A 21842-nucleotide genomic window follows, 5' to 3' on the forward strand; every position below is an offset into this window, starting at 1 on the left:
TAAGCTCCTTCTCGAAGGTGATTTCGGGTTTGCCGTTAAGGATGCATCAGTCTCTCGGATGTCCCACGGCCTGAATCAATGAAGTCAAACTAGCCTATTGACCGACGGTCGGTCAATAGGCCGAGTTAAAAAAATAAGCAAAATTTATAAATCAATGTCAAGGTGCTGAAGTTCACCTTTTCTATTAATGTCTGTAAACAGTAAGTTTGCGTGGTGTATGTCGGAAAACTTGAAAAGGAGAACATTATAACAGAAAAATTTGAATTCAGAAGAAATGACGTGAACGCATAATAATTGGGCTGGTTGTGTACGCTGAAAACAGACCGTCTGAACTGCACATCGAACATCCTGAGATGTATTAATCAAAAAAACACCCCCTCCGCGATCATTCGCAAAGGGGGCGGTTTTAGTTCTTCAATTATATTCTTTGGGCTCTCTGCCTGATCAATGTGATTAGAGGTATAAAGAGTACCAGCATCCATTCCAGACTGAAGTCCTGCGCAGGGTTGAAAGTGCACCCTGTGGAACCTGAGCCGGAGCCTGAGCCCAGTACGAGCGGATCTTCGATCACTCCGGGAGCAGGGTTCGTGTCGTAATCTCCGTTATCCTTAATACCGAAGTTTACGGTATACACGGTATTGGCATTCAGGGTCTCACCTGAAATCTTGATCCTGTTGGCCTGATCAGTGACCCAGAATACCCCGTCCGTAGGAGCGGACGGCACTGCGTTCACACGGGTATACGGTTTACTACTGCTGGTCGAAGCATACAGCTTATACAGTTCCAGAGTGTTAACCTCAACGTCGCTGACCGGAGTAACGGTAAAGTTGAAGTTATGTGTTGCATCCGCAGCAATCGGCTTTGACTTGAAGGATTTCTTGTCGCCCACAACAGTCATTTCCGGAGTATTGTATGTGCTCTTTAACGCAGCGGGAGTAACTGTGACAGAAGAAGCTTGCACAACCAGATCCGCATCCTCGCCGCTTCCGGGGCAGACGTCGGTCTCGGTTTCACCGCCCGATGCACAAATCGTTGTTCTTGCAAAAATTCCGTCCTGTCCTGCGGTGACAAGGAATTTACCTTTTACAGAGCCGGTAACCGCCTTGAGATCTTTGCCTGTTTCTACAGTGGTGGAAGTCCATGACTTTGTCTCAGTGTTATATTCATGAACCTGTCCCTTGGAATCCGCGACATATACATGGGTGCCGTAAGCCCAGATCGAATTCAATGTTGAGGCGAAAAGCTGGTTATTATAACCATGAAGGTTTGTCATGCGGCCATCATACTCTGCCACATATCCTTTATCGCCTACGATCCAGACACTATCATCTGACAGAATGAACACATCAGACTTTGGAACCAGACCTGTTGTACGACTGGTCACGTACACGTTGCTGACAGTCCAATTATCCCCGACAGGATCGCTTAACTTGAAAGCATACTCTCCGGAACCGACCGCATAAATGGTCTGCCCGCCCGCACTGACATCAAGGGCATTCAGAGCTGTAAGAGTCCCGTCTCCCCCAGCCTTACCCTGCTCCGTCGGGGTGAACGTAGTTCCGTCATAAGTAAACTTATAAAGATAAGGAGCATTGACGGATGTTGCGTAAATTGTAGTGTCGTTTATGGCACTTATGTCTGTAAGAGGGGCTCCGGCAAGACCGCTGACATCTTTGACATCCCAGTTGGTTCCATCAAATAGGGCCAGATCTTTACCATCATTTATGAGGGCAACAACCTGATCTCCAAAACCGGTCAGCCTGTTCACTGTCTTGGAACCGATAGAGCCTTCACTGATTCGGGTCCAACTAAAGGAGCCGGAATTGTAAACGCCCTTGTAGAGCAGACCGTTGTCACCGCCTACATAAACGACAGATTTGGTCGCGTTGTAAATGGTATTTATGGTGTTGCCCACGTCCGGCTGGGTTGCTGGGGCAGCGATAGTAAACTCCGGCCCGCTTGAATAAGCGATACCCCTGTTTGTAGAAGTAGTATCCGCATCAATGGCCAGCACGCCGGCTCCTTTTGAAACAATACCGCTTATATTGTTCATTACGGAAATCTCTTCACTGAGACTGCCATATTTCTCCCATCCTGCGGCGGGAGTGTAACGCCAGACATCCGTGGCAGTGGCGACAGTAAGGTCGGTAGAACTGCCGGAGACAGAAACAACCGGATCAGTGGCCGGACAATCCAGAGGCTTTGCTCCAGCAAGGGAAATCTCGGTAGCGTCACTATCGTCGATTATAAATATTGAGTCACGATCATTAACAACGACGACTTTATTATCGGAAGTCTGAAATAGTTTTGCGGCAGTTCCGACAACACCATTTAATGAATTTACTTCCGTCCAAACATTGTTAGTATCAGGGACAGTGGTCCATGTGGCAGTAGAAGCGGCCGCGGCCATAGCTTTTACAGTGTCAGCTTCAATGATATACAATCCCTTAGAGGATGCAGCCAGTCCGCTTACAGTTCCGGGAACAGTCCTTGCGGCCTGGGCGCTAGTCGCTTCTCGGCCGACTCCTGTTGTGGCTATATCAATAAACTGGACATCCTTGTTCGCAGCGGTTCCAGTAAAATAAAGGTTTGTAGTTTCTCCGTCTTTAAGCGTCGCAAGAAATTCAGCAGATGACGGCGAAGTCACTTCATCGGGAGGGGTCACCATTACGAAACCTCCACTTAGGCACCAGATCCCGACCCTGCCATAAGTAGCAGGACTTACTTGAGCAGCAAGATAGCCTTTACCTGAAGCATAACCTGTAGCACTATTCCCCGCTACAACATCCGCATCCGCAGGGCTGGAATCTCCAGTAAACCAAGAATCAGTAGGCGCAGTTGCGAAGTAAGGACGATTATCCCCACCATTAACGACACAGTAAAAAGAGGCCAGTCGACCTACTACTTTTGGGTCATCCGGGGCAGTGCGAACGGCTTTGCTCTCTCCGCTCAAAACCGGAGTCCAGAAGGTTTCCCCGCCGTAAAATGAAGTGCCGTCGTCACCGACTACGAAAGCACGCCTCAGTGTTCCTGAGGTAACCAGCGACACTCCGCGAAGACTCTCTCTTGATGCGCTCGAATGCTTGTAGGTCACGGTCTCATCAATAACATGGAAAACCTCCCCACCAGCACCGACGGCATAGCCGAAGCCATTTGTAAAGTCGTAATCAATGGCATAAAGGTTTGGATTGGTCCCGCCGGAGGGAACTATTGCGGCGGCATTCTCTGTTCCCGAGAGTGTAAGATCGAGAGTCCCTTTGACGACTTTTCCATTGTCTCCAACAACATACCATGAGGTTGGGGAAGATCCAATGCAAAGGTCATTAATACTTAGACAATTTGTGATATAAAAATATGCAGTCCCACTGCTAGTTATCCTATAGAGGCTGGCTTCTCTTTTATCTTCAGCTGCACCAAAAATCATGAAAGTTTCAGCAGATCCGGGAAGAGCTTTGACACCTCTAATATTATTCTTTTTAGCTACAGCCTCACTTTTAAAGAAAGATATAGAACTCCACTTTGCATCGGCGGCATCACTGTCATACTTAATGATGGCACCATCGGTAGTAACTATGACAACATCGTGAGGTGCACCACCATCTTCGGGGCAGGCAATACCGACAACCGCTTTGCCTTCGAACTCTGTACCGGCCCCGGCAGTATCAATGGCAGTACGGGCGTCAGCGTCATCTATAGACTGAACAGACCAACCAACACCGTCTGCACTATTGACGATAGTTCCGTTGTTTGTAACCGCCCAGAATTTTTCACCGTCATGGGCAACTCCTACGAAATTCGTAGAGGCAGGCGGAAAAACTTGAGTCCACGCAACATCAGTTGCAGTAGGGCTCTTCATTTTATCTGCAGCCATATGATAGGCCTTACCGTCATCACCTACGGCAACCAGCCCATCTGTAGCATCCTGTGCTATCGCCGTGATATTGGTCCCCAGCTTGGTTGGCACATCAGGAATCCACTCAGCGCGACTCGTCTCCACAAATGTAAATGCAAATAAACAAAAGAAAAAAGCAAAAAATGCAAGCCTATTAATCATGAAATAGTACCCCTCTTACTAAAAAATGAATCCGTGTGATATCATGGTAAATTTTTCTGCACAACAAAAACCGGACTGAGGCTTTTCGCCCCAGTTCGGTTTATAAATATGCTGCATTTACATATTTTTAAGGTATAATGGAATAGCCATAAATGAAGGGGGGTGATTGTGCTTGAATCCAGAGATATTATCTTCAAGGATTATATAAAAAAGCAGGTCCTTGGTGCCGGTGGTTACGGAACTGTTTATTTGGTTGAAAATGACAAGGGTATTCAATTTGCCCTGAAAGTTTTGCATAAGGACGTGACCCTTTTTGAACGGGAAGCTCGGGAGACCCTGGGCATTAACGATTCCAGATTGGTAAAAGTGATAGATTACGGGGAAACCGTGGAAGGTCAGCCTTGTATTCTTATGGAATATGTTCCGGAAAATCTGGAAAACGCTCTCGATTGGGAAAATATTTCTGAGGAAAAGGCTGTGGAACTGTTCCGTGAGATTCTGCACGGTCTACAGACTCTTGAGAATCATGGGCTTTTGCATCGGGATATAAAACCGGAGAATCTGTTTTTGACCGGAAATGTTGTCAAGATCGGCGATTTTGGTTCATCAAAGATCACTAGCGGGGAAAGTGTCTCCATGTCCCAGAATGCGGCCATGACTATCCATTATTCCTCGCCCGAACGGTTCGATACGCATTACGGCTTTGAGGTGGATCGCTGGGCTGCTGCGGTTGTTTTTTGCCGTATGCTTGGCGGGGATGTTCCCTTTGGTGCCCAGTCTACCGATCTTCAGTCCATAATGAAGTCCATTATTCTGGAACCGCCGGATTTGACCCGGCTGCCGGATCGCTTCAAGCTGTTTTTAGAAAAAGCCTTTGAGAAGAACCCTGAAGAAAGGCATGGCGATGTGCAGGAGATGCGTGAGCATTTTGAGGAATGCTGCCGTATGGAGTTTGAATTTTCAACTTATGATGAAGAGTTGGAAAGCTCTGCTGCACAGGTATATTCCGAAGAGGTGGAAGATAACGACGATGATATCGAAGACTCTTACGATTCTGATGACGAGAGTTATGAATACGCTCTTGAGGTGAATTGGGAGGATGAACCTGAAGAGGGAGAACTTATAGATGATCTTGATTTAGGTCAGTATATTTGGATCTGGGTGGAGCCCGGAACCGGAATTGAATTCGTATGGGTCTTTCCCGGACAATTTGATATGGGGGATGACGACGGTTACGATGATGAACAGCCTATCCATCTTGTTGAGTTGGATGGTTTTTGGATCAGCCGTTATCCTATCACCCAGAAGCAGTGGACTATTCTTATGGGGAAAAACCCTTCGTATTTCGAGGGCGACGATCACCCTGTGGAAACGGTTTCGTGGTATGATACCCAGCAGTTCATCCGTAAACTGTCTTCTGCAACGGATGGGATATATACATTTTCCCTCCCCACTGAGGCTCAGTGGGAGTATGCGGCACGAGGCTGCGGTATGTTTGACAAGTATTCCGGTTCGCAAAATGTGAACCGGGTGGCCTGGTACAGCGTCAACAGCGGAGAGCAGACTCATCCGGTCGGACTGATGAACCCGAATGGAATAGGATGTTACGACATGTCCGGTAATGTCTGGGAGTGGTGCGAGGACTGGTTCAGCCCGGATGCCTATGCCTCACATGCCCGTAAGAATCCTATTCATACCGAATACGGCGAGGAACGCAGCCTACGGGGAGGAAGCTGGGGGCATGACGAAGAGCATGCCAGAGCAGTCAACAGATTCGGCCTTGATCCCGAAAGCAAGTTCAGCGATCTGGGGTTTCGTTTGATCAGGGAACGCTGATATAATTATGTGATCTGGAGGCATATCCAGCTGACATTGTCTTCAGACCTGTCAGGAAGGACCGTCTCTTTCAGGTGTTGCAGGATATATTGATATGGATCATTCTGCTGCAACGCTTCTCTGCCCAGTTTTTCCACGTTCTTAAGTTGTAGGAATTGGTTCAATCCGTCCGAACAGAGTAGAAATATGTCCCCCTGGGCTGTTCTTCCTTCAAAGCCCAGCAGTTTCATGTTTTTTCCTATACCCACAAATGAAAGCAATCTGTTATGTCCGCCGCCGCTGAGATATTCTTCGTAAGTCTTGCGGCCCATTGAATACATTGTGAAAGCTATGTTCTGGTCTTCGGTGAGCAGTCCGGTTTTGTTGCTGTTGATGCTGAATATGCGTGTGTCTCCGGCGTGGGCTATGAAGTATCTGTCTTTTTCCAGCCACAGGGCAGAACAGGTAGCTCCCCGGCGGGACTGTTTTGATTCATTTATCCTGACGTTGGCCCTTTGCAGGACATTCTGGAGTTCTTTCAGACGGTTCGGGGAATCCATGATATCGGTATAAGCCATTTTTAGAGAGTTATTGACCTCCTGAGCAGTTTCAGCTCCGTCAGATAGTCCTCCCATGCCGTCCACGACTGCGAAAAGAGCACAGCTGGAACCGTTTTCATCCCGGTTGATGCAAAGCAACCGGTCCTGATTTTCATTTCTGGTCCCCTGATGGGTAAACTCTGTGTATCGGATTTCCATTTCACGCCCTTCCTGCCGGAAACAATTACAGCAAATAATAAATTATAGCTGCACTGAACGCCACAAAGACAATGACTTTCAGGGTTGTCCGTGCCGTTTTCGGTAGGTCCAGTTTGTAGCCTGCCGAGGGGATAATATAAAAAAACAGTATCAGGAATAATCCGGCCAGAAGGCCGAAAAGCCAGTTGTTCAGCAGACTGAAATCGCGCAGTTTAGGTGACCATACTTGATCACTCCAGACTACGCGACCCTTCTGGTCTGTTGCTTTGAGAAATATTTTTATGCGTACATGAGGCTGCTTGAAAAATCCGCTCTTGTGAATGCTGGATTTAACGTGGAGAGTGCGGGTTCCGTTTGCTGAAAAGTCGTATCTGTTGGAAGAATCGGCCATGTTTGCCAGCAGAATTGATTCCAGTTCCGGGAAAGGACCGGATACCTTTAGACGGATATCCTCATTGCCGAGCAGGAAGATACTTTCCGTATTTATGACCATAACTGCTGACTGAGCGGCCTCTTCAAGAAGTTTAGAGCTGCGGACATCGAGCTTGGATGCGGCCGAAGTGGGCAGGGCACACAGAATCATCAGGATGATGAGTATCTTAAATAATTTTTCGTTCATTTTATCTCACCGCGCTGTTGAAGGTGAACGATACGTTGCTTTCCTGAAGGGTGAGTTCTGCGCCGGGCTTTATTTCTCTGTTTCCGTCTTTGCTTATTAATTGTAAGGTTTTATCAGAGCGGAACAGTTCGAACTGGTGGTGCAGTTGCGGAATTTTTATATGTCCCGAATTGTCTGCGGAGAAAAGCAGTCGGCGGTTGACCAGAACGATGGACTTTATCTGTGATGCGGATGCAATTTGGGATGCAACATGCGGTGTAAGTACAAGGGCATTGCTGTCTGCGGCGTCAACTCTACATTTGAAGTTCAGCCCGAGTTTCAATTCATCACCTTTGTTCAGGCGCAGCCTGTCGCATTTTTCTCCGTTGACCGTTAATTCACCTTCAATTGATTCCAGTACGGGAGCATCATCAATAAAGGTCAGCTTGGCATGTTTTTCTTTGATCATCGGTGCAGTCAGTGCAATGGCATTGGGGTCTTCAGCTGCCTTGCGGTTTCCGAAATAGGATTCATCCATGAGTATCAAATATCCTCCCCTGTTGACGATATGCAGCAGCATTCTTCCCTTGATTCCTGTTTGTTCGGTGATCATATGTCGGTAGTCGGAGATGGATCCATATTTCAGGTCAAGTAGCCTCAGATTGCCGTCTGCCGGAAGGAGGCGTGCAGCCCGGTCTAGTTCGGCGGATAGTTCTGCAAGCTGTGTGTCAGACATGTTGGCCGGAGGATCGAAATTGCGGTCCACTCTGAGCATAATATCCCGACCTTCAGCGATTCTTTCTCGCATATCCATGGCTGAGAGGAGTTGAGGCTGGTCAGAGCATATGGCTGAAGCTTTTTCTATATATGCAGCTCCCTCCGGGAGACGCAATTTTTCCAGTTCCATAACAGCGAAGCGGGCCTGTTGTCCGGCTTCTTCGAGATCACGTTCCAGTCTGGATACGTGCAGCGGGTCGTTTTCGGTAAAGCTCAGATAGTCCCTTTTGAACGCATCAGCGGGCAGTTTTTGGAATTTTCTGTACAGGCTGTGGGCCCCGTGCAGTTCTTTGTTTTCCGCTTTTGTAATATATGAATCTTGTATGGATGATGCCAATAGATTGATTTCCTTTGACATATGTGGATGAGCGCCGTGCTTTTCAAATGATTCAAGTACTACATCCTGATCCAGCAGGGCAGTTATATTGTGACCGTATTCCTGCCGTAGTTCCGAAATGGTCAGGATCTTGTTGCGGATGGATCGTTCCATTTTCACCATTTCCAGCCGTTCTTCTATTATTGGTGAATCCCTGAATGATTCATTCAGCAGTGAGAGACTTTCCCGCATAGTTGAAAGATCCGCATCTGTTGCTTCAGCCAGCGGGTATGTGGTTGTATGATCAAATCCCGGTATAATTTTCCGAGCCTGATTGTTGTATAACTCTGCATCGGAGCGTGCTTGTTTCAGAAGCTGCGCTGCTTCTGAACTGAGGTTGATATCGGTAACAGCGGCTAGGGAAGATATCGCTTTGTTCAGCTGGTGGTCAGAAAGTTCTTGTTTACCTCTTTCAAAGGTTTGATTCTGGGTCTGGTATTCATTTCTTACCGAGGACAATCGTCTTGCTGAATCAGTATCATTAGGGTGCAGGGCCAGTAGTTGGAGCAGGCATTGCTGCTCGCGGTGCAGGTCCTGATCCATGCGAGCCCTTGAGGCTTCAATACGAAGCTTTTCAGTCTGTAGGTATTTGATTTTGTTTTCGGCTTTCTGTCCAACTCTGCCATCGTCAGCCTTACTGATTGTTTTCAATTCGGAAATAGTATTCGCAAGGTCCGGGGAGGACAGATCATGGTAGGGGGCATTGATGACGGTCAGCATGGCGGCCAGTTTGTTACCACGATCAGTGCGCTGTTCCGAAAGGGGGGACCCTTCATATGCATCAACTGCAATGCATAGTTCATCGAGCAACTCTTTTTCGTTCTGGATGTCCCGTGTGCTGTCCCTTAATCTTTCTATCCAGTCGTGCAGTTTTGATCTGCGTCCGGCTTCTTCCAGTGAATAAAGTGAGCAGGTCCGGTGGTCGAAGCGGCTTAGTTCCGCAAGGGTATCGTCCAGGAGCAGGGCAGTGGTTTTTGTTTTGATTTTTTTTAGGCTTGATTCAAAGCAGCTTCGAAACACGGCTTTAAGTTCAGGGTATTCAGACAGGTTGGTAAAACTTGAGGCAAAATTTGATGTCAGCACGTATTCGGTGAACCATTTAACTGCTTCACCCGGCCCTAAAGTTTCGTTTATGTGCAGGGTCTTGTTGAGCAGGTATTCCTTGGCTTTGCTCAGGAATTCCTGTTCCAGCCTGCGGGCAGCCAGCATCTCCGGGTTAAGTTTTACAAATTCAAACAGGTCACTCCTTAGAGTTTCCAGTTCTTCAAGACTTAAATATGAGGTTGCTGCGCTTAATTGTTTAACCCGCTGTTGCAGTGATTTTCCGTCAAGCAGGATTCTTTTTCTTTCATTTTCGATTTTGAGTTTAAGTAGGGCTATTTCCGATGAAAGGTTTTTGAGGCTTTCTATTTCGCTGCCGTAGGTCGTGATAATATCCTTCAGAACAGATTCTGCTTCATCGTAGTTTTCATTATTGATCAGGAACTCTATCAGTTCTTTCTTTTTCAGAATAAGATCATCCCGCCTGCTCCTGATCTCTTGATACTCCTGAAGGATTCTCTCCATTCTTTCCTTGAGATCCAAGTTTGCATCCAGATATTTCAGTTCCTGTTGCAGGCGACTCACAGCCAGCCCCGAACGTCCGGTGTTGGACAGGTCGTCCAGAATATCACTGACTTGGGCGCAAAACTGTTCTTCAAGTTTCAGTTTATCCTTATGGCCTATGTAATTCCAGACATTGCTACCGAAGATAGTACATGCTTCAGCTATGGAGCCTTGTTTCGCATCAAGAATATCTCTTACACGGTCCATGGAGTACAAAATTGCCGGAAGCTCCACTTCAGCTGCCCGGTTGGCTTTTTGGAATCTTAAGTTTAACCATTGCGGGCTTCCGACCAGTTCATTGATAGCATCGTAGTTGTCGTGACTCAGATGCTTCTTGAACTGTTCGAAAAGTTCTCTGAAGTGATCTTTTTCTGCAAACATTTTGACTTTCCTGATTTTTTTTGGGCGGTCTTCCACTTAAATCAAGTATATATCTTTATTAAGGGCGGGTAAACGGGAAAGGGAGAATGTGGGTAGTGGTGAGGTGGTGTTGTAAACTTGCGGGCTTTGGTTCTCTGGTAGTCCTCTGGAATTACGCAACCGACTTCCCTGCTCATGGACAAACTAAATAGAGCCAGTAATGAGCTAAGAAAGTTGGGTGTTTTTGTCTCGCCGTCCGGCATTAGATCCATCTGGTTACGGCACGATCTTCATAATTTCAAGCTCCGCCTGAAGGCGTTGGAAAAAATCTCAGCCGATCAAGGAATAGTCCTTACTGAAGCGCAGGTTCAGGTATTTTCCTTCGAAACTTTACTCGCCCAAAAAGGACACAACGTAGCAAGCCAGATGAATTTGACAGTCGCGTATCAGTTTTTAAAACAAATTTCGCAAAATTTACCCGTCTCGCACACCTCAATTTTTATATGGTATGTCCCGACCATTCTTAATCAATAATTTAACGATGGGTTAGGAGACTAAAACACCTTCATCCATTTAAGCCGTCTCAATCCAGCTTTATTTCCGGAAGTCGGCAACAGATTTAGGGTAATTTCGAAAATCACCATCTTTTTGAATTACGTGTTGAGCAACCCATGAAAAAACGAACTTATCGATTGCATCACTCTCAACCTCATTTTTATTATAAAGATGAACTGTGAGCTTCTCTACTGCAGCAGTAATACTCTTATGCTCGAGGACATGCTCCTTAACAAAGGGATAATTTATTTCATACATAAACTCTTCTTCTGTCTTAAAATGTATTTGGCAATACGCAAGCATCTCCCTCGCTAATGCCAAATATTTAAGCGGAGAATCACTTTTTTCTGATATACACTGATTCATCATCTCAAAAAGTTGCATATGTTGGCGATCTATTTCTTCGTTTCCGATTGAGTACTTGTCATCCCAACTAATTCTCTCCATGACATCCCCCTTATCTCTCTTGTTTTGAGTCAGCATAATACCCAAGCTTAGTCTTTGGTGATAAATATTTAAGTTGATCTGGAGTTAAATCCTTGCATGATATTATACGCTCCACTTTAGAATTTATATCAGTTCCAAGTTTAAGGATCATGGCTTTATTTTTTGGAATATGAGGATCATACACAATAACATTAGGTAAAAGAGGATGGTCGCCGGTACTGGTAACCATAGCGACCTCACCTGTATTAAGTTCACACATTGAGCCCGGAGGATAAATTCCAAGCATTCTTATAAAGTGCGACAAAATATTTTCATCCAATTTTTGCGGCTTATCCCTATACATGCTCGCAAGAGCCTCATGTGGAGTTAAAGACTTTTCGCAATCCCTCTTATTAATCAAATTGTCGTACAGATCTGCCACAGCTACAATCTTAGGCAATATATTTACAGATTTAAATTCTATACTAGAAGGATACCCTCCGCTCACATTGTAAACGTGATGATGGTATATTATCTTCATGACCTCTTTATCTACAGATCGCACCCCTGAAAGAATCTCTACTCCATATAGCGGATGCATTTGAAATAATTTCAACTCAGCCTTAGTCATTTCAGAACGTTTATGAATTATTTTTTTAGGAATTTTAGATTTCCCGATATCATGCATTAACGCCCCAAAAGCTAAGCTATACATTTCATCATCACTGATGCCTAGTTCAGCCCCAAGCATGCAAGAGAGTATAGAGACATTCAGTGGATGATAATATAAAAATTCATCATCTGAAGCTGAAAAGTTGATAAGGTTCAAGGTTATTTGAACATCATCGAGGAAAATATTTGCAAATTCATGAGCCAGTTGCATTGCTTCATCACAGAAAGCAATTCTACCATCCAGCACTCCCTGCATAATCTTATCTGCTTTCTTAGCCGAAGAATGGAATTGCTTCTCAGTTTTTAAGTAAGCATCCTTGCGCCTCTTCAACTCGGAAGCTTTAATTTTCTTTACAACAGAGCTCTCCTTTTGGAACACTACAGGCTTGACCTTTGCATCCTCTTTTAACGGATCACAATCACTTCTTTGAGGATCATAATAAACATAATCGCAGTCAAGACCCTGTATTTCGTTTATTTGAGAGCGGTCTTTAATTTTAAAATTTGATCTAAAAAACTGATGCTTAAACCAAGGAATATCTTTTAGATAGATATGCAACCCAACCCTAAGCCTTTTTACTGATACTTTTTTAAGCATTGCATTCCTCATACAGAACAATACTTTCACGAATCTTTACAGGCTCAGTTATATCAAAGATATCCTGCGCGTGTCGTTGGATATAATATGCTTTTTGTTCACTCAAAGTCTGCCCATCCTTAATGAGCACAACTTCTTTGCCATCAATAGTTACATATAAATCTTGGGCCATCACCATACCTGCCAGTAAACCCAATGGAAAAATCTCACGACAATAAGAGGTCGCTTCCTCCCCCAGAGCCATTTGAAATTTCACCAGAATATCACGGTCATACCAGCCTAAACGCATACTTAAAATATAAACAGATTCTCCAATACTCTTTCCTGTCTCCTGTAAATAATGGAAATCAAATAACAACCGCAAAACTCTTGCAGCAAAAGGCAAACGATCTCCTGCGATATTATCCTCAGGCAACCCTTCTCCATTAAATTTCTTATTAATGTAAATCATATCAGTAAGTGGAGTGGTATCGAAATGATTTAGCCGTGCTTGAGCAGAGCTTTTTACTTTTTCAATTTGATCGACAAGTAATGGTATAACCCTTTTTTCCGTATGTTCCCCCGACAATTGGTTAGTGATTAAATGTTCGTCCAAAGTAGCTATGATAGAGAGGTAGTATGCCAAAAGTTCATGAACATACTCAAAATCAAAAGAAAAATAACAACTCATTCTATGGATAGCATCACTTACTCTACTATAGCACCTATACAAAACAACATTTTTACCCTCATACGCCTCAAGAATTGGATACATAATTCTTCTGTCTATTTTGGGCTTTTGAATAGATAGATCATTTGAAGAATCACTAATGCTTTTCTTAATGCATGACTTTTCAAACATAGATTCAAATTGCATGTGTTTTTTTTTGTTGTTATTTAAAGAATTAACAATATCACTTTTACTACATGGCTTTGTAAATATAGAATCTGTTTGTATTTTTAATTTTATATCGACTCTGTCTTCTGTGCTTAAAACAGAACAAACAACTACAATATCAGCCTCATAAAAACTCTTTTTTAGCTTACCTAAAACATCCTTTACTGCACTATACTCATGAAATTCAAATATAACTTTATCTGGGGTGTTATTATTGGTCGTTGCCAAAATACTATCAAGGTCACATTTAGCTGTAAGGACACAATAATCATGCTGAAAAAGAACACTCAAAGAACGAACAGCTTTAGGATTATCTGAAACAATAAGAAGTTTTTCCAAGTGAATATCCTCATATATAGAATCAACAGCAAAGAACGGCTGGTAAATATAAAAACAGAGATCCTCCTCATTAGGAGATCCCGAAGTGAAGCTTATGCAAAACAAATATACTAAGACTAGAACCAATTAAACAACTCGACAAATACACTTACATAAGAAATGCGCTTAAAGATTGTGTATTTATTAAATTATTGAGATTATGTTAGAGTCAAAAAAAGAAAACAACAAAAGATACAATGATAAGGCCAGCTTTGACGTCTTCCCAATAAGCTGGGTCATTTATAAATAGATATTTTTAAAGAGATGTGAGGACCTATCTTGTTTAGGGCCTCGGTTCGCTACTTTTAGGAAAATAAAGAAAGCAATCCCGTCCCCCTTGATTACAAGGAAACCAGACCGCCAAACATAGCAACAAGAGCTAATATTACAATCAGAAAAGAAATCGGAGTCAGAGTCTTCGAACCATAGTGTCATAGACTTACTCCGTAATGTCAGATTCGGGTGGAGAATCGCAGATGTTTCCCGGCTGGTCACCCAAACGAAAAAAGGACTTAAGAATTACTTCTTAAGTCCTTGAATCTTCTGGTAGGAACGAGCAGCTTTGAACTGCTGACCCCTTGCATGTCAAGCAAGTGCTCTACCCCTGAGCTACGCTCCTACTTTTTTGTGCCGACTCGCTGTCGACGAAGAAGGTTCTACGTAAGAGGGGCTTCACTGTCAAGCAGGTTTTTTATGTTTTTGCGTGATTCTGTTTCTTTTTCATAATAATCAAATGGTTGGAGTCTGGTTGTTTGCTGGATCTGTGCAGTATTAAGTCAATTTTTGAATTAAAAATTTATTATTATCAGGAAGATATTTGCCTGTTTAGGCTTTTCTAAGGGTTTGCTCTCTGGTAGTAAGTTTTCTTATGAGTGTGCAGAGTGAAGAAAAAATTTACAAGATCGGGCAGGCGGCCAAGCTTGTTGGACTGAAATCGTATGTGTTGCGGTTTTGGGAAGGCGAGTTTGAACAGCTGGAGCCGATCCGTACCCCGTCCGGGCAGCGATTATACAATGAAGCGCATATTTCGTTGATCAGCCGGATCAAGAGCCTTCTGCACGATGAGGGGCTGACCATTGAAGGTGCCCGCAAGCGGCTTGATTCCCCGGATGATGAGTCTGTGGAAAATTTGCAGGAAATTGATGGCCCTGGCTCTGCTTCGGTGGCGCAATTGCCACTGTTCAGCCATGAGAATCCGCAGTCTGGACAAGACAATGAGCTTTTAAGGGAAATTCGTACGGAATTGCTGGTGATCAAGGATCTGCTGGGCTGAATATAATTTTTTCAAAATAAAAGGGGGAAGAATCAATATGTTGATTCTTCCCCCTTTTTGTTTTTAAATTTGGTGATCGCTATTGCATTGGAAATTTCCGGGTATCCCTTGAATGCAGGTAGAGGCAAAAGGCTACGAATGATGCAATGAAACCGGGCAGCATGGGTTCCCACGGTATTTTATGGAAAACCGGGATGACCATGGATGCTCCGTAAAGGGTGGCAAAGCAGGCTATGAATGAGAGGTAAAATGATCTCGAAAGTGCCCCGGCTGCGGCAATGGCGATTCCGGTCCAGAATATTTCTTCCGGCACAATGTGCGGGTTCATTGTGTACACTTTCCATGAAATGAGCATGGTTCCACCTGCGATGAGGGCTTCAAGGATGGGGGAGTATTTATTCTGGTCCAGCAGGTACATGATTGAGCGTGGCAGCAGGAAGCAGGAATAGACACATAATCCCAGCGAAAGGGGAAAAATATAAAAGAAAGCCTCGGTCATATAGGCCGGATTGGGGTTCGGATTAAGCATATTGGGCAGAAAGCCCTGATAATGAGCGTAAAAAAGAAAGGCCCCGATGAGTACGGCTATGCTTGGCCAAAGTATGGATGCGGGTACCTTGCGGTGCGGCTTGAGGTCGAATTTTTTTGCGATGACAAGCGGGATTATAGCTCCGAATATCGCCATGTGCCCAAGGCAAAAATAGAGCAGGGGGGTGTCGCTCATTTTGCGGGCAAATCTGTATCCCACCATTTTGGGCCAGTTCGAATCTATTAGGCTGTCCAGTAATCCCGGTAGCTTGACCATTGTCACTAAATATAATGCATAGGCGGCTAAACTCGCCAAAAGAAGAGACCACTTATTTTTCATGAGCATTTTTTGCCTCATTCTTAGGCTCTTGGCAAATCATAATTGAAATGCTGTTTTTGCGAGAATGGATATTGCCAGTCTAAATGGAATAGCCTTTTTATATTTTATAGTTTGATTTTATCAGGGGAGCAGCTATATTTGAGGGGTGTATTTAATGATAATTGTTTTTCCGGGTCTGAATGACTTTTTTAATAAACGCCGTCCATGGCAACGCTAAACGGAGAGTTTGATTATGAGTAAGGCAGTAAAAATTATCGTAGCGTCAGTTTCAGCTTTGGTTCTGATCGTGGGCGTAGCCATGGTGTTGGCCGTGGTTCTGATTAATCCTAATGATTACAAAGGTGAGATAGCTGATGCTGTGCGTGATAAAACCGGGCGTGAGCTTGTTTTTGACGGAAATTTAGAACTTTCTGTTTTTCCGTGGATCGGGGTTAAGACCGGAGGGCTTGCTCTTTCCAATGCGGCCGGATTTTCCGAAAAGAATATGTTTAGCCTTAAATCTGCCGATGTGAGTTTGAAACTTCTCCCGCTTATTTTTGGTAAAGTTGAGCTTAAGAATGTTGATGTTGTAGATTTGCAGCTGGTTTTGATGCGCAACAAGGATGGAGTCAGTAACTGGGATGACCTCACCGGGGACAAAAAAAGCGAAAAGAAAAAGGATGCACCTTCCTCTTCCGGCAAGTCGGAATTGAATCTTTCCGTGGGTGGGGTCAATATCCAGAATGCCCGCGTGGTCTGGGATGATCGTAAGGAAAATGTCCGGCAGGCTGTTGATGACTGCGATATCGTTGTCGAAGGTTTTGCACCGGGTGATCCTTTCAAGTTTAATGTCCATGTTGCTCTTTCCTCCACTAAGCCTGAAGTCAATGCGGATATTAACACGTCCGGAGAGGCTTCAATTTCCGCAGATTTCAAACAATTGAGCGTGAAAGGTTTGAATGTTGTGGTGGATGCCAATGGTAAGGCTGTTCCCGGTGGAAAGGGGCAGGTTAAGCTTTCCGGCGATGCCGCAGTTGATATGATTAAAGGTGCTGCCGATGTGGCCGGGTTGGTGCTGGAAGCCTACGGCATGAAGGCACAGGGTTCGCTTTCTGCTGCCGGACTCAATTCAAAAGCCATGAGTTTTTCCGGGGATATGAGCATTCCAGGATTCAACTTGAAGGATACGCTTGATAAAATGGGCATGGGTCTGAAAACCGCAGACAGCAAGGCCCTGACCTCAGTGGGAATGAATTTTAACTATGCAGGCAGCAGCAAGGGCGTCGAAATAAAAGACTTACAGGTTAATCTTGATGAAACTATCATCAAGGGATTGTTTTCATTTGCTAATCCGGAAAGTCCAAATATCGTGGCCCAACTGGGCATTGATAAAATTAATGTGGACAGCTACCTGCCTCCTGCGGAGGAAAAAAAGGCTGAAACAAAAGACGAAAAGGCTGCTGAAAAGAAACCAGCCGAGGTCAAACAGGAACTTATCCCTGTTGATATGCTGCGTAAACTGACTCTTAAGGCAGACCTGAATATAAAGCAGCTCATAGCCAAAAAAGCCAACATCACCGATGTGGTGGTTCGCGTCCGGGCCAAGGATGGAGTGCTGACTGTAAAGCCGGCATCGTTTAATCTTGCCAAGGGAGCATTTACTTCTTCGGCAGTTGTAGATGTGCGTGGCAAGACCCCGCTCATGTCCGTGACTGCGGGATTGACCGGGCTTGATGGCGAGGATCTCTCGCAGCAGATGACCGGTGAAGATAAATTCTCCGGGCAGATGAGTTTCAACACCGGACTTAAGACCCAGGGGAATGACATGAAAACCGTGTACGCCAATCTCAACGGCAAGCTCGGATTCAAGGTCCTGAACGGTTATGTGTCCGGTTTTGACCTTCTTTATCTTGCCGGGGACGCCTTTTCCGTGCTGACCGGGGGAGCTTTCGGTCATCGGGACAGTAAGCGTACTGAATTCGGTGAGGTTTCCGCTACCGCAGTCATCAAAAATGGTGTGGCTGATAACCGCGACCTGCTGATGAAATCTCCGCTGCTCAGAGCTGGCGGGGCCGGTAAGGTCGACCTGAATACCATGAAGATAGATTATGGTCTTGATACTAAGATCGTCGGGACTCTGGAAGGGCAGGGCGGCAAGGGTATGGAGGATCTTATTGGTTTAACTGTTCCGGTTACGATCACAGGTGACGTAACTGATCCTTCAATTATGGTTGATTTACCTCGTTTTGCGGCCGTTTTGGCAAAGTCTGGTTTCAAGGTAGTAGGAAGCGTGATTGAAGGTGTCGGTGATGTGCTTGAAGGAATAGGTAATACTTTCAGTGGAAAGAAAAAGGTCGGTTCCGGTGAGGAATTCAATGAGGACTCCAAGAAAAATCCGGTTCAGGAGATTGGTGGGGCGATTAAAAAGTTATTTTAAATTAGAACCATATCTAGTTTTTACGAGGCCGTCTTTGTATGAAGACGGCCTTTTTTTGCGTGCTGACAAACGCTGCCAGAAACTGTCTTTTTTATCATATAGTCTATATCTTGTTTTGAATATATATATGGAGTTTTATAGATGAGAGAAAATGTACTCTATGATGTTCTAGTCCGCGAGATGAATGATGTCAAATCCGGTATGAAATGTCCGGAAAAAGCAGCTCTTTGCGTAATGAGCGAGTTTGCGCATGAAAGCGTTTATGTCTCGACCAGATTTTTGAAGCATGCCGGGTTGGCCGTAAAGGTGGCCCAGCTTAAGGATTACGGTGTGGAAACCTGTGACATTTCCGAACGGCTGGGAATCAGCAAGCGGCATGTGCGCAGGCTTTACGCCTCAATGAAAAACTGATTGGAATAGTTCTAAAAAGGAGGGGAGTGGAGAAAAGGCGGGCGGTATTTAATACCCCCCGCCTTTAGTTTGATTAATATTTATTTGGTCCAGTCGAGGATAACCTTGCCGGACTGACCGCTGCGCATCACATCAAAACCTTTCTGGAAATCGTCGATTTTGAAGTGGTGGGTGATTGCGGGGTTCACATCAAGGCTGGACTGGAGCATGGAAGCCATTTTGTACCATGTCTCAAACATTTCACGTCCATAAATACCTTTGAGCTTCAAACCTTTGAAGACAACCTGATTCCAGTCAATGGCTGTGTTGTCGGGGAGGATACCCAGCAGGGCGATGTTGCCGCCGTGATTCATTTTATCCAGCATTTCACCGAATGCAATGGGGCTGCCTGACATTTCAAGACCCACATCAAAGCCTTCGGTCATGCCCAGTTCGGCCATGACGTCTTCCAGCTTCTCCTTGGTTACGTTTACGGTGCGTGTGGCACCCATGCGTCCTGCAATTTCAAGGCGGTAGTCGTTGAGGTCGGTGATGACCACGTGTCTTGCACCAGCGTGGCGGGCGATGGCTACGGCCATCATACCGATGGGACCTGCTCCGGTAATGAGCACGTCTTCACCAACGAGGTCAAAGGAAAGGGCTGTGTGGGCTGCATTACCAAGGGGATCGAGTATTGAAGCCACGTCGTCGGTGATTGCGTCATTCAGTTTGAACACATTGGCCGCAGGTACGCAGACGTACTCGGCAAAACAACCGGGGCGGTTAACTCCCACGCCGATGGTGTTGCGGCAGAGGTGGCGTTTACCTGCGCGACAGTTACGGCAATGTCCACAGGTCACGTGTCCTTCTGCGGAAACACGATCACCGAGAGCCAGTCCTTGAACTTCGCCGCCCATTTTTTCAATGGTGCCTACAAATTCATGACCTACGACCATGGGTACGGGGATGGTCTGCTGTGCCCAGCTGTCCCAGTTGTAAATGTGTATATCAGTGCCGCAGATGGCGGTCTTTTTGACTTTGATCAGGACATCGTTATGACCGCATTCAGGAACCGGGACTTCTTCCATCCAGATGCCTTCTTCGGCTTTGCTTTTCACGAGGGCTTTCATTGTGCTCATTATATTGCGCCTTTCCTATTTGATTATCTCAAGTTCCCGGCCGACTTTAATAAATGCGTCGACCGCTTTGTTTACCTGTTCCGGAGTATGTGCGGCGGACATTTGGGTTCTGATGCGGGCCTGTCCGCGCGGAACAACCGGGAAGCTGAATCCGATTACGTAGATACCTTCTTTAAGCAGTCCTGCGGCCACTTTCTGGGCCAGAACCGCATCGCCCAGCATAACCGGGATAATCGGGTGGTTACCGGGCACGAGGTCGAATCCGGCCTCTTCCATGCGGGTGCGGAAGATTCTGCTGTTTTCGTTGAGTCTTTCGCGCAGTTCTGGTTTTTCTGCAATCATGTCCAGAACGGCGATGGAAGTGGAAGCGATAACCGGAGCCAGAGTGTTGGAAAAAAGGTAGGGGCGAGATCTTTGGCGCAGCCATTCGATTATTTCTTTGCGTCCTGAAGTGTAGCCGCCGGAAGCACCGCCAAGGGCCTTGCCGAGAGTACCGGTGATGATGTCCACACGGTCGAGTACACCACAGTATTCAGGGGTGCCGCGACCGTTTTCGCCGATGAAGCCAACAGCATGGGAATCATCGACCATGACCAGTGCACCATAATTGTCAGCCAGATCACAGACGGATTTGAGGTCTGCAATTATGCCGTCCATGGAAAACACGCCGTCGGTGACGATCAGTTTGTGGCGGCAACCTTCTGCAGCTTTAAGCTGTTCTTCAAGGTCGGCCATGTCGTTGTTTTTGTAGCGGAAACGCTGGGCCTTGCAGAGACGCACGCCGTCAATGATGGAAGCATGGTTGAGCGCGTCACTGATGACAGCATCTTCTTTGCTGAGGATGGTTTCGAAAAGACCGCCGTTGGCGTCAAAGCAGGAGCTGTAAAGAATGGTGTCTTCGGTTTTAAGAAAATCGCTGATTTTCTCTTCCAGTTCTTTGTGGACATCCTGCGTTCCGCAAATGAAACGTACTGAAGAAAGTCCGAATCCGTATTTATCGAGAGCTTTTTTGCCTGTCTCGATGAGATCGGGGTTGTTAGCCAGTCCCAGATAGTTGTTAGCGCAGAAATTAAGCACTTCCTGACCGCCCTTTACCGAAATAAGAGCTTGTTGCTGGGATGTTATGATTCTTTCATCTTTGTAAAGGCCGTTTGCTTTCAGCTCTTCGGTCTGCTCTGAAAGCGCCTGAAGTAAATTATTTTTCATCTACGTTTCTCCCGTCCGGAAATAGTGTTGTTTCGTTTTATTTAAAAAACAACCCAATAAATTATGTCAAGCAAAATTTTAAGAATAAATTTTATGTAAAAGATAAAAAACAGCCTGTTTTGATTAAAGCTTGTCTTTGAAAACAGATATTGACGGATTTGTTATTTTCCTCCTATGTATGTTTCGTTAAAAGATAAAAAATGAATTTATTTTAAGAAAAGGAGATTCCGCGTGAAAGAGCGTCCTTTGGTTCTCGACGAGGTAGACCGTAAGATTATTGAAGAATTGCAGCGTAATGGGCGTGAGTCATACAAAAATATCGCCCGTAAACTTGGTGTTTCCGATGGAACAGTAAGGCTGCGCACAGAGCGAATGATTAAGAATGACTATTTGAGAATTACTGCTTCTGTAAATCCCCTCTATTTTGAGAACAGCCTTATCGCCATGGTCGGTATTAACCTTGAAGAGAGGGCTAATCCCGAAGTTATGGAAAAGATGGCTAATGTCCCCGGTGTTCAGTCTGTAATGAACGTGTCCGGAAGATTTGATCTCCTTGTTGAAGTTTTTGTTTCCTCCCGAAATGCTTTTCGCCAGTTTCTGGTTGATGACCTGTCCAGTGTCGGTGGTGTAAAGTCTACCGAAACTTTCATGTTTCTTGAAGCTGTCAACAAATGGGCAGAGCATAAGGAGTAGCACCGGCT

Annotated in this window: 16 protein-coding genes, 1 tRNA gene and 1 pseudogene; 6 read left to right on the forward strand and 12 right to left on the reverse strand. The window is 45.3% G+C overall.

Annotated features, from left to right (window positions below):
- Positions 1–418 precede the first annotated feature (418 nt).
- Entirely contained in the window at positions 419–4054 is a 3636-nt protein-coding gene (locus tag D0S45_08830; GenBank protein TIH16510.1) for a hypothetical protein, read from the reverse strand.
- A gap of 162 nt (positions 4055–4216) precedes the next feature.
- Between D0S45_08830 and D0S45_08835 the strand changes: the two genes are divergently transcribed.
- Entirely contained in the window at positions 4217–5890 is a 1674-nt protein-coding gene (locus D0S45_08835) for a hypothetical protein (GenBank protein ID TIH16511.1), read from the forward strand.
- Positions 5891–5895: 5 nt separating this feature from the next.
- On the opposite strand, the gene D0S45_08840 is transcribed toward D0S45_08835, so the two are convergent.
- The 3 genes from D0S45_08840 to D0S45_08850 are packed head-to-tail and all read right to left on the reverse strand — an operon-like array spanning position 5896 to position 10364.
- Positions 5896–6627 (reverse strand): serine/threonine-protein phosphatase, encoded by a 732-nt coding sequence (locus tag D0S45_08840; GenBank protein TIH16512.1) that lies wholly within the window; start codon positions 6625–6627, stop codon positions 5896–5898.
- Between the two features lie 25 nt (positions 6628–6652).
- Complete coding sequence (locus D0S45_08845) at positions 6653–7246, reverse strand: hypothetical protein (GenBank protein TIH16513.1); 594 nt, start codon at positions 7244–7246, stop codon at positions 6653–6655.
- 1 nt (position 7247) lies between these two features.
- Positions 7248–10364 (reverse strand): hypothetical protein, encoded by a 3117-nt coding sequence (locus D0S45_08850; GenBank protein ID TIH16514.1) that lies wholly within the window; start codon positions 10362–10364, stop codon positions 7248–7250.
- 152 nt (positions 10365–10516) lie between these two features.
- Here D0S45_08850 and D0S45_08855 point away from each other — a divergent pair.
- Positions 10517–10712: pseudogene (locus tag D0S45_08855) on the forward strand (IS481 family transposase).
- Positions 10713–10937: 225 nt separating this feature from the next.
- On the opposite strand, the gene D0S45_08860 reads toward D0S45_08855, so the two are convergent.
- From D0S45_08860 to D0S45_08880, 5 genes are all read right to left on the reverse strand, one after another.
- Positions 10938–11381, reverse strand: coding sequence for a hypothetical protein (locus D0S45_08860; protein TIH16515.1), 444 nt, complete (start codon positions 11379–11381; stop codon positions 10938–10940).
- A complete protein-coding gene (locus D0S45_08865) occupies positions 11356–12606 on the reverse strand; it encodes an HD-GYP domain-containing protein (protein ID TIH16516.1) in 1251 nt (416 codons plus the stop codon). The genes D0S45_08860 and D0S45_08865 overlap by 26 nt, the downstream gene beginning before the upstream one ends.
- Positions 12587–13810, reverse strand: coding sequence for a hypothetical protein (locus D0S45_08870; GenBank protein ID TIH16517.1), 1224 nt, complete (start codon positions 13808–13810; stop codon positions 12587–12589). Before D0S45_08870 ends, D0S45_08865 begins: the two co-directional genes overlap by 20 nt.
- A 279-nt stretch (positions 13811–14089) precedes the next feature.
- Positions 14090–14284 carry a hypothetical protein gene (locus D0S45_08875; protein ID TIH16518.1) on the reverse strand — a complete coding sequence of 65 codons (195 nt, stop codon included), beginning with the start codon at positions 14282–14284 and terminating at the stop codon, positions 14090–14092.
- A gap of 109 nt (positions 14285–14393) precedes the next feature.
- A tRNA-Val gene (locus D0S45_08880) sits at positions 14394–14468 on the reverse strand.
- A 249-nt stretch (positions 14469–14717) separates the two neighbouring features.
- Here D0S45_08880 and D0S45_08885 point away from each other — a divergent pair.
- Complete coding sequence (locus D0S45_08885) at positions 14718–15122, forward strand: MerR family transcriptional regulator (GenBank protein ID TIH16519.1); 405 nt, start codon at positions 14718–14720, stop codon at positions 15120–15122.
- 79 nt (positions 15123–15201) lie between these two features.
- Here D0S45_08885 and D0S45_08890 read toward each other — a convergent pair whose 3' ends face one another.
- On the reverse strand, positions 15202–15990 hold the full coding sequence (locus D0S45_08890; GenBank protein TIH16610.1) for a hypothetical protein: 789 nt from the start codon (positions 15988–15990) through the stop codon (positions 15202–15204).
- Between the two features lie 232 nt (positions 15991–16222).
- Between D0S45_08890 and D0S45_08895 the strand changes: the two genes are divergently transcribed.
- Complete coding sequence (locus D0S45_08895) at positions 16223–18406, forward strand: AsmA family protein (protein TIH16520.1); 2184 nt, start codon at positions 16223–16225, stop codon at positions 18404–18406.
- 141 nt (positions 18407–18547) lie between these two features.
- Positions 18548–18817: a hypothetical protein gene (locus D0S45_08900; protein TIH16521.1), complete on the forward strand. Its 270-nt coding sequence runs from the start codon at positions 18548–18550 to the stop codon at positions 18815–18817.
- Positions 18818–18897: 80 nt separating this feature from the next.
- Here D0S45_08900 and D0S45_08905 read toward each other — a convergent pair whose 3' ends face one another.
- Both D0S45_08905 and D0S45_08910 read right to left on the reverse strand, forming a co-directional pair.
- A complete protein-coding gene (locus tag D0S45_08905) occupies positions 18898–19926 on the reverse strand; it encodes an L-threonine 3-dehydrogenase (GenBank protein ID TIH16611.1) in 1029 nt (342 codons plus the stop codon).
- A gap of 24 nt (positions 19927–19950) precedes the next feature.
- Complete coding sequence (locus D0S45_08910; protein TIH16522.1) at positions 19951–21141, reverse strand: glycine C-acetyltransferase; 1191 nt, start codon at positions 21139–21141, stop codon at positions 19951–19953.
- A gap of 231 nt (positions 21142–21372) precedes the next feature.
- Here D0S45_08910 and D0S45_08915 point away from each other — a divergent pair, with 231 nt between their 5' ends.
- Positions 21373–21834, forward strand: coding sequence for an Lrp/AsnC family transcriptional regulator (locus D0S45_08915; protein ID TIH16523.1), 462 nt, complete (start codon positions 21373–21375; stop codon positions 21832–21834).
- Positions 21835–21842 lie beyond the last annotated feature (8 nt).

This window comes from Marinifilum sp. JC120 (genome assembly GCA_004923195.1).
In the GTDB taxonomy this organism is placed as follows: Bacteria; Desulfobacterota; Desulfovibrionia; order Desulfovibrionales; family Desulfovibrionaceae; genus Maridesulfovibrio.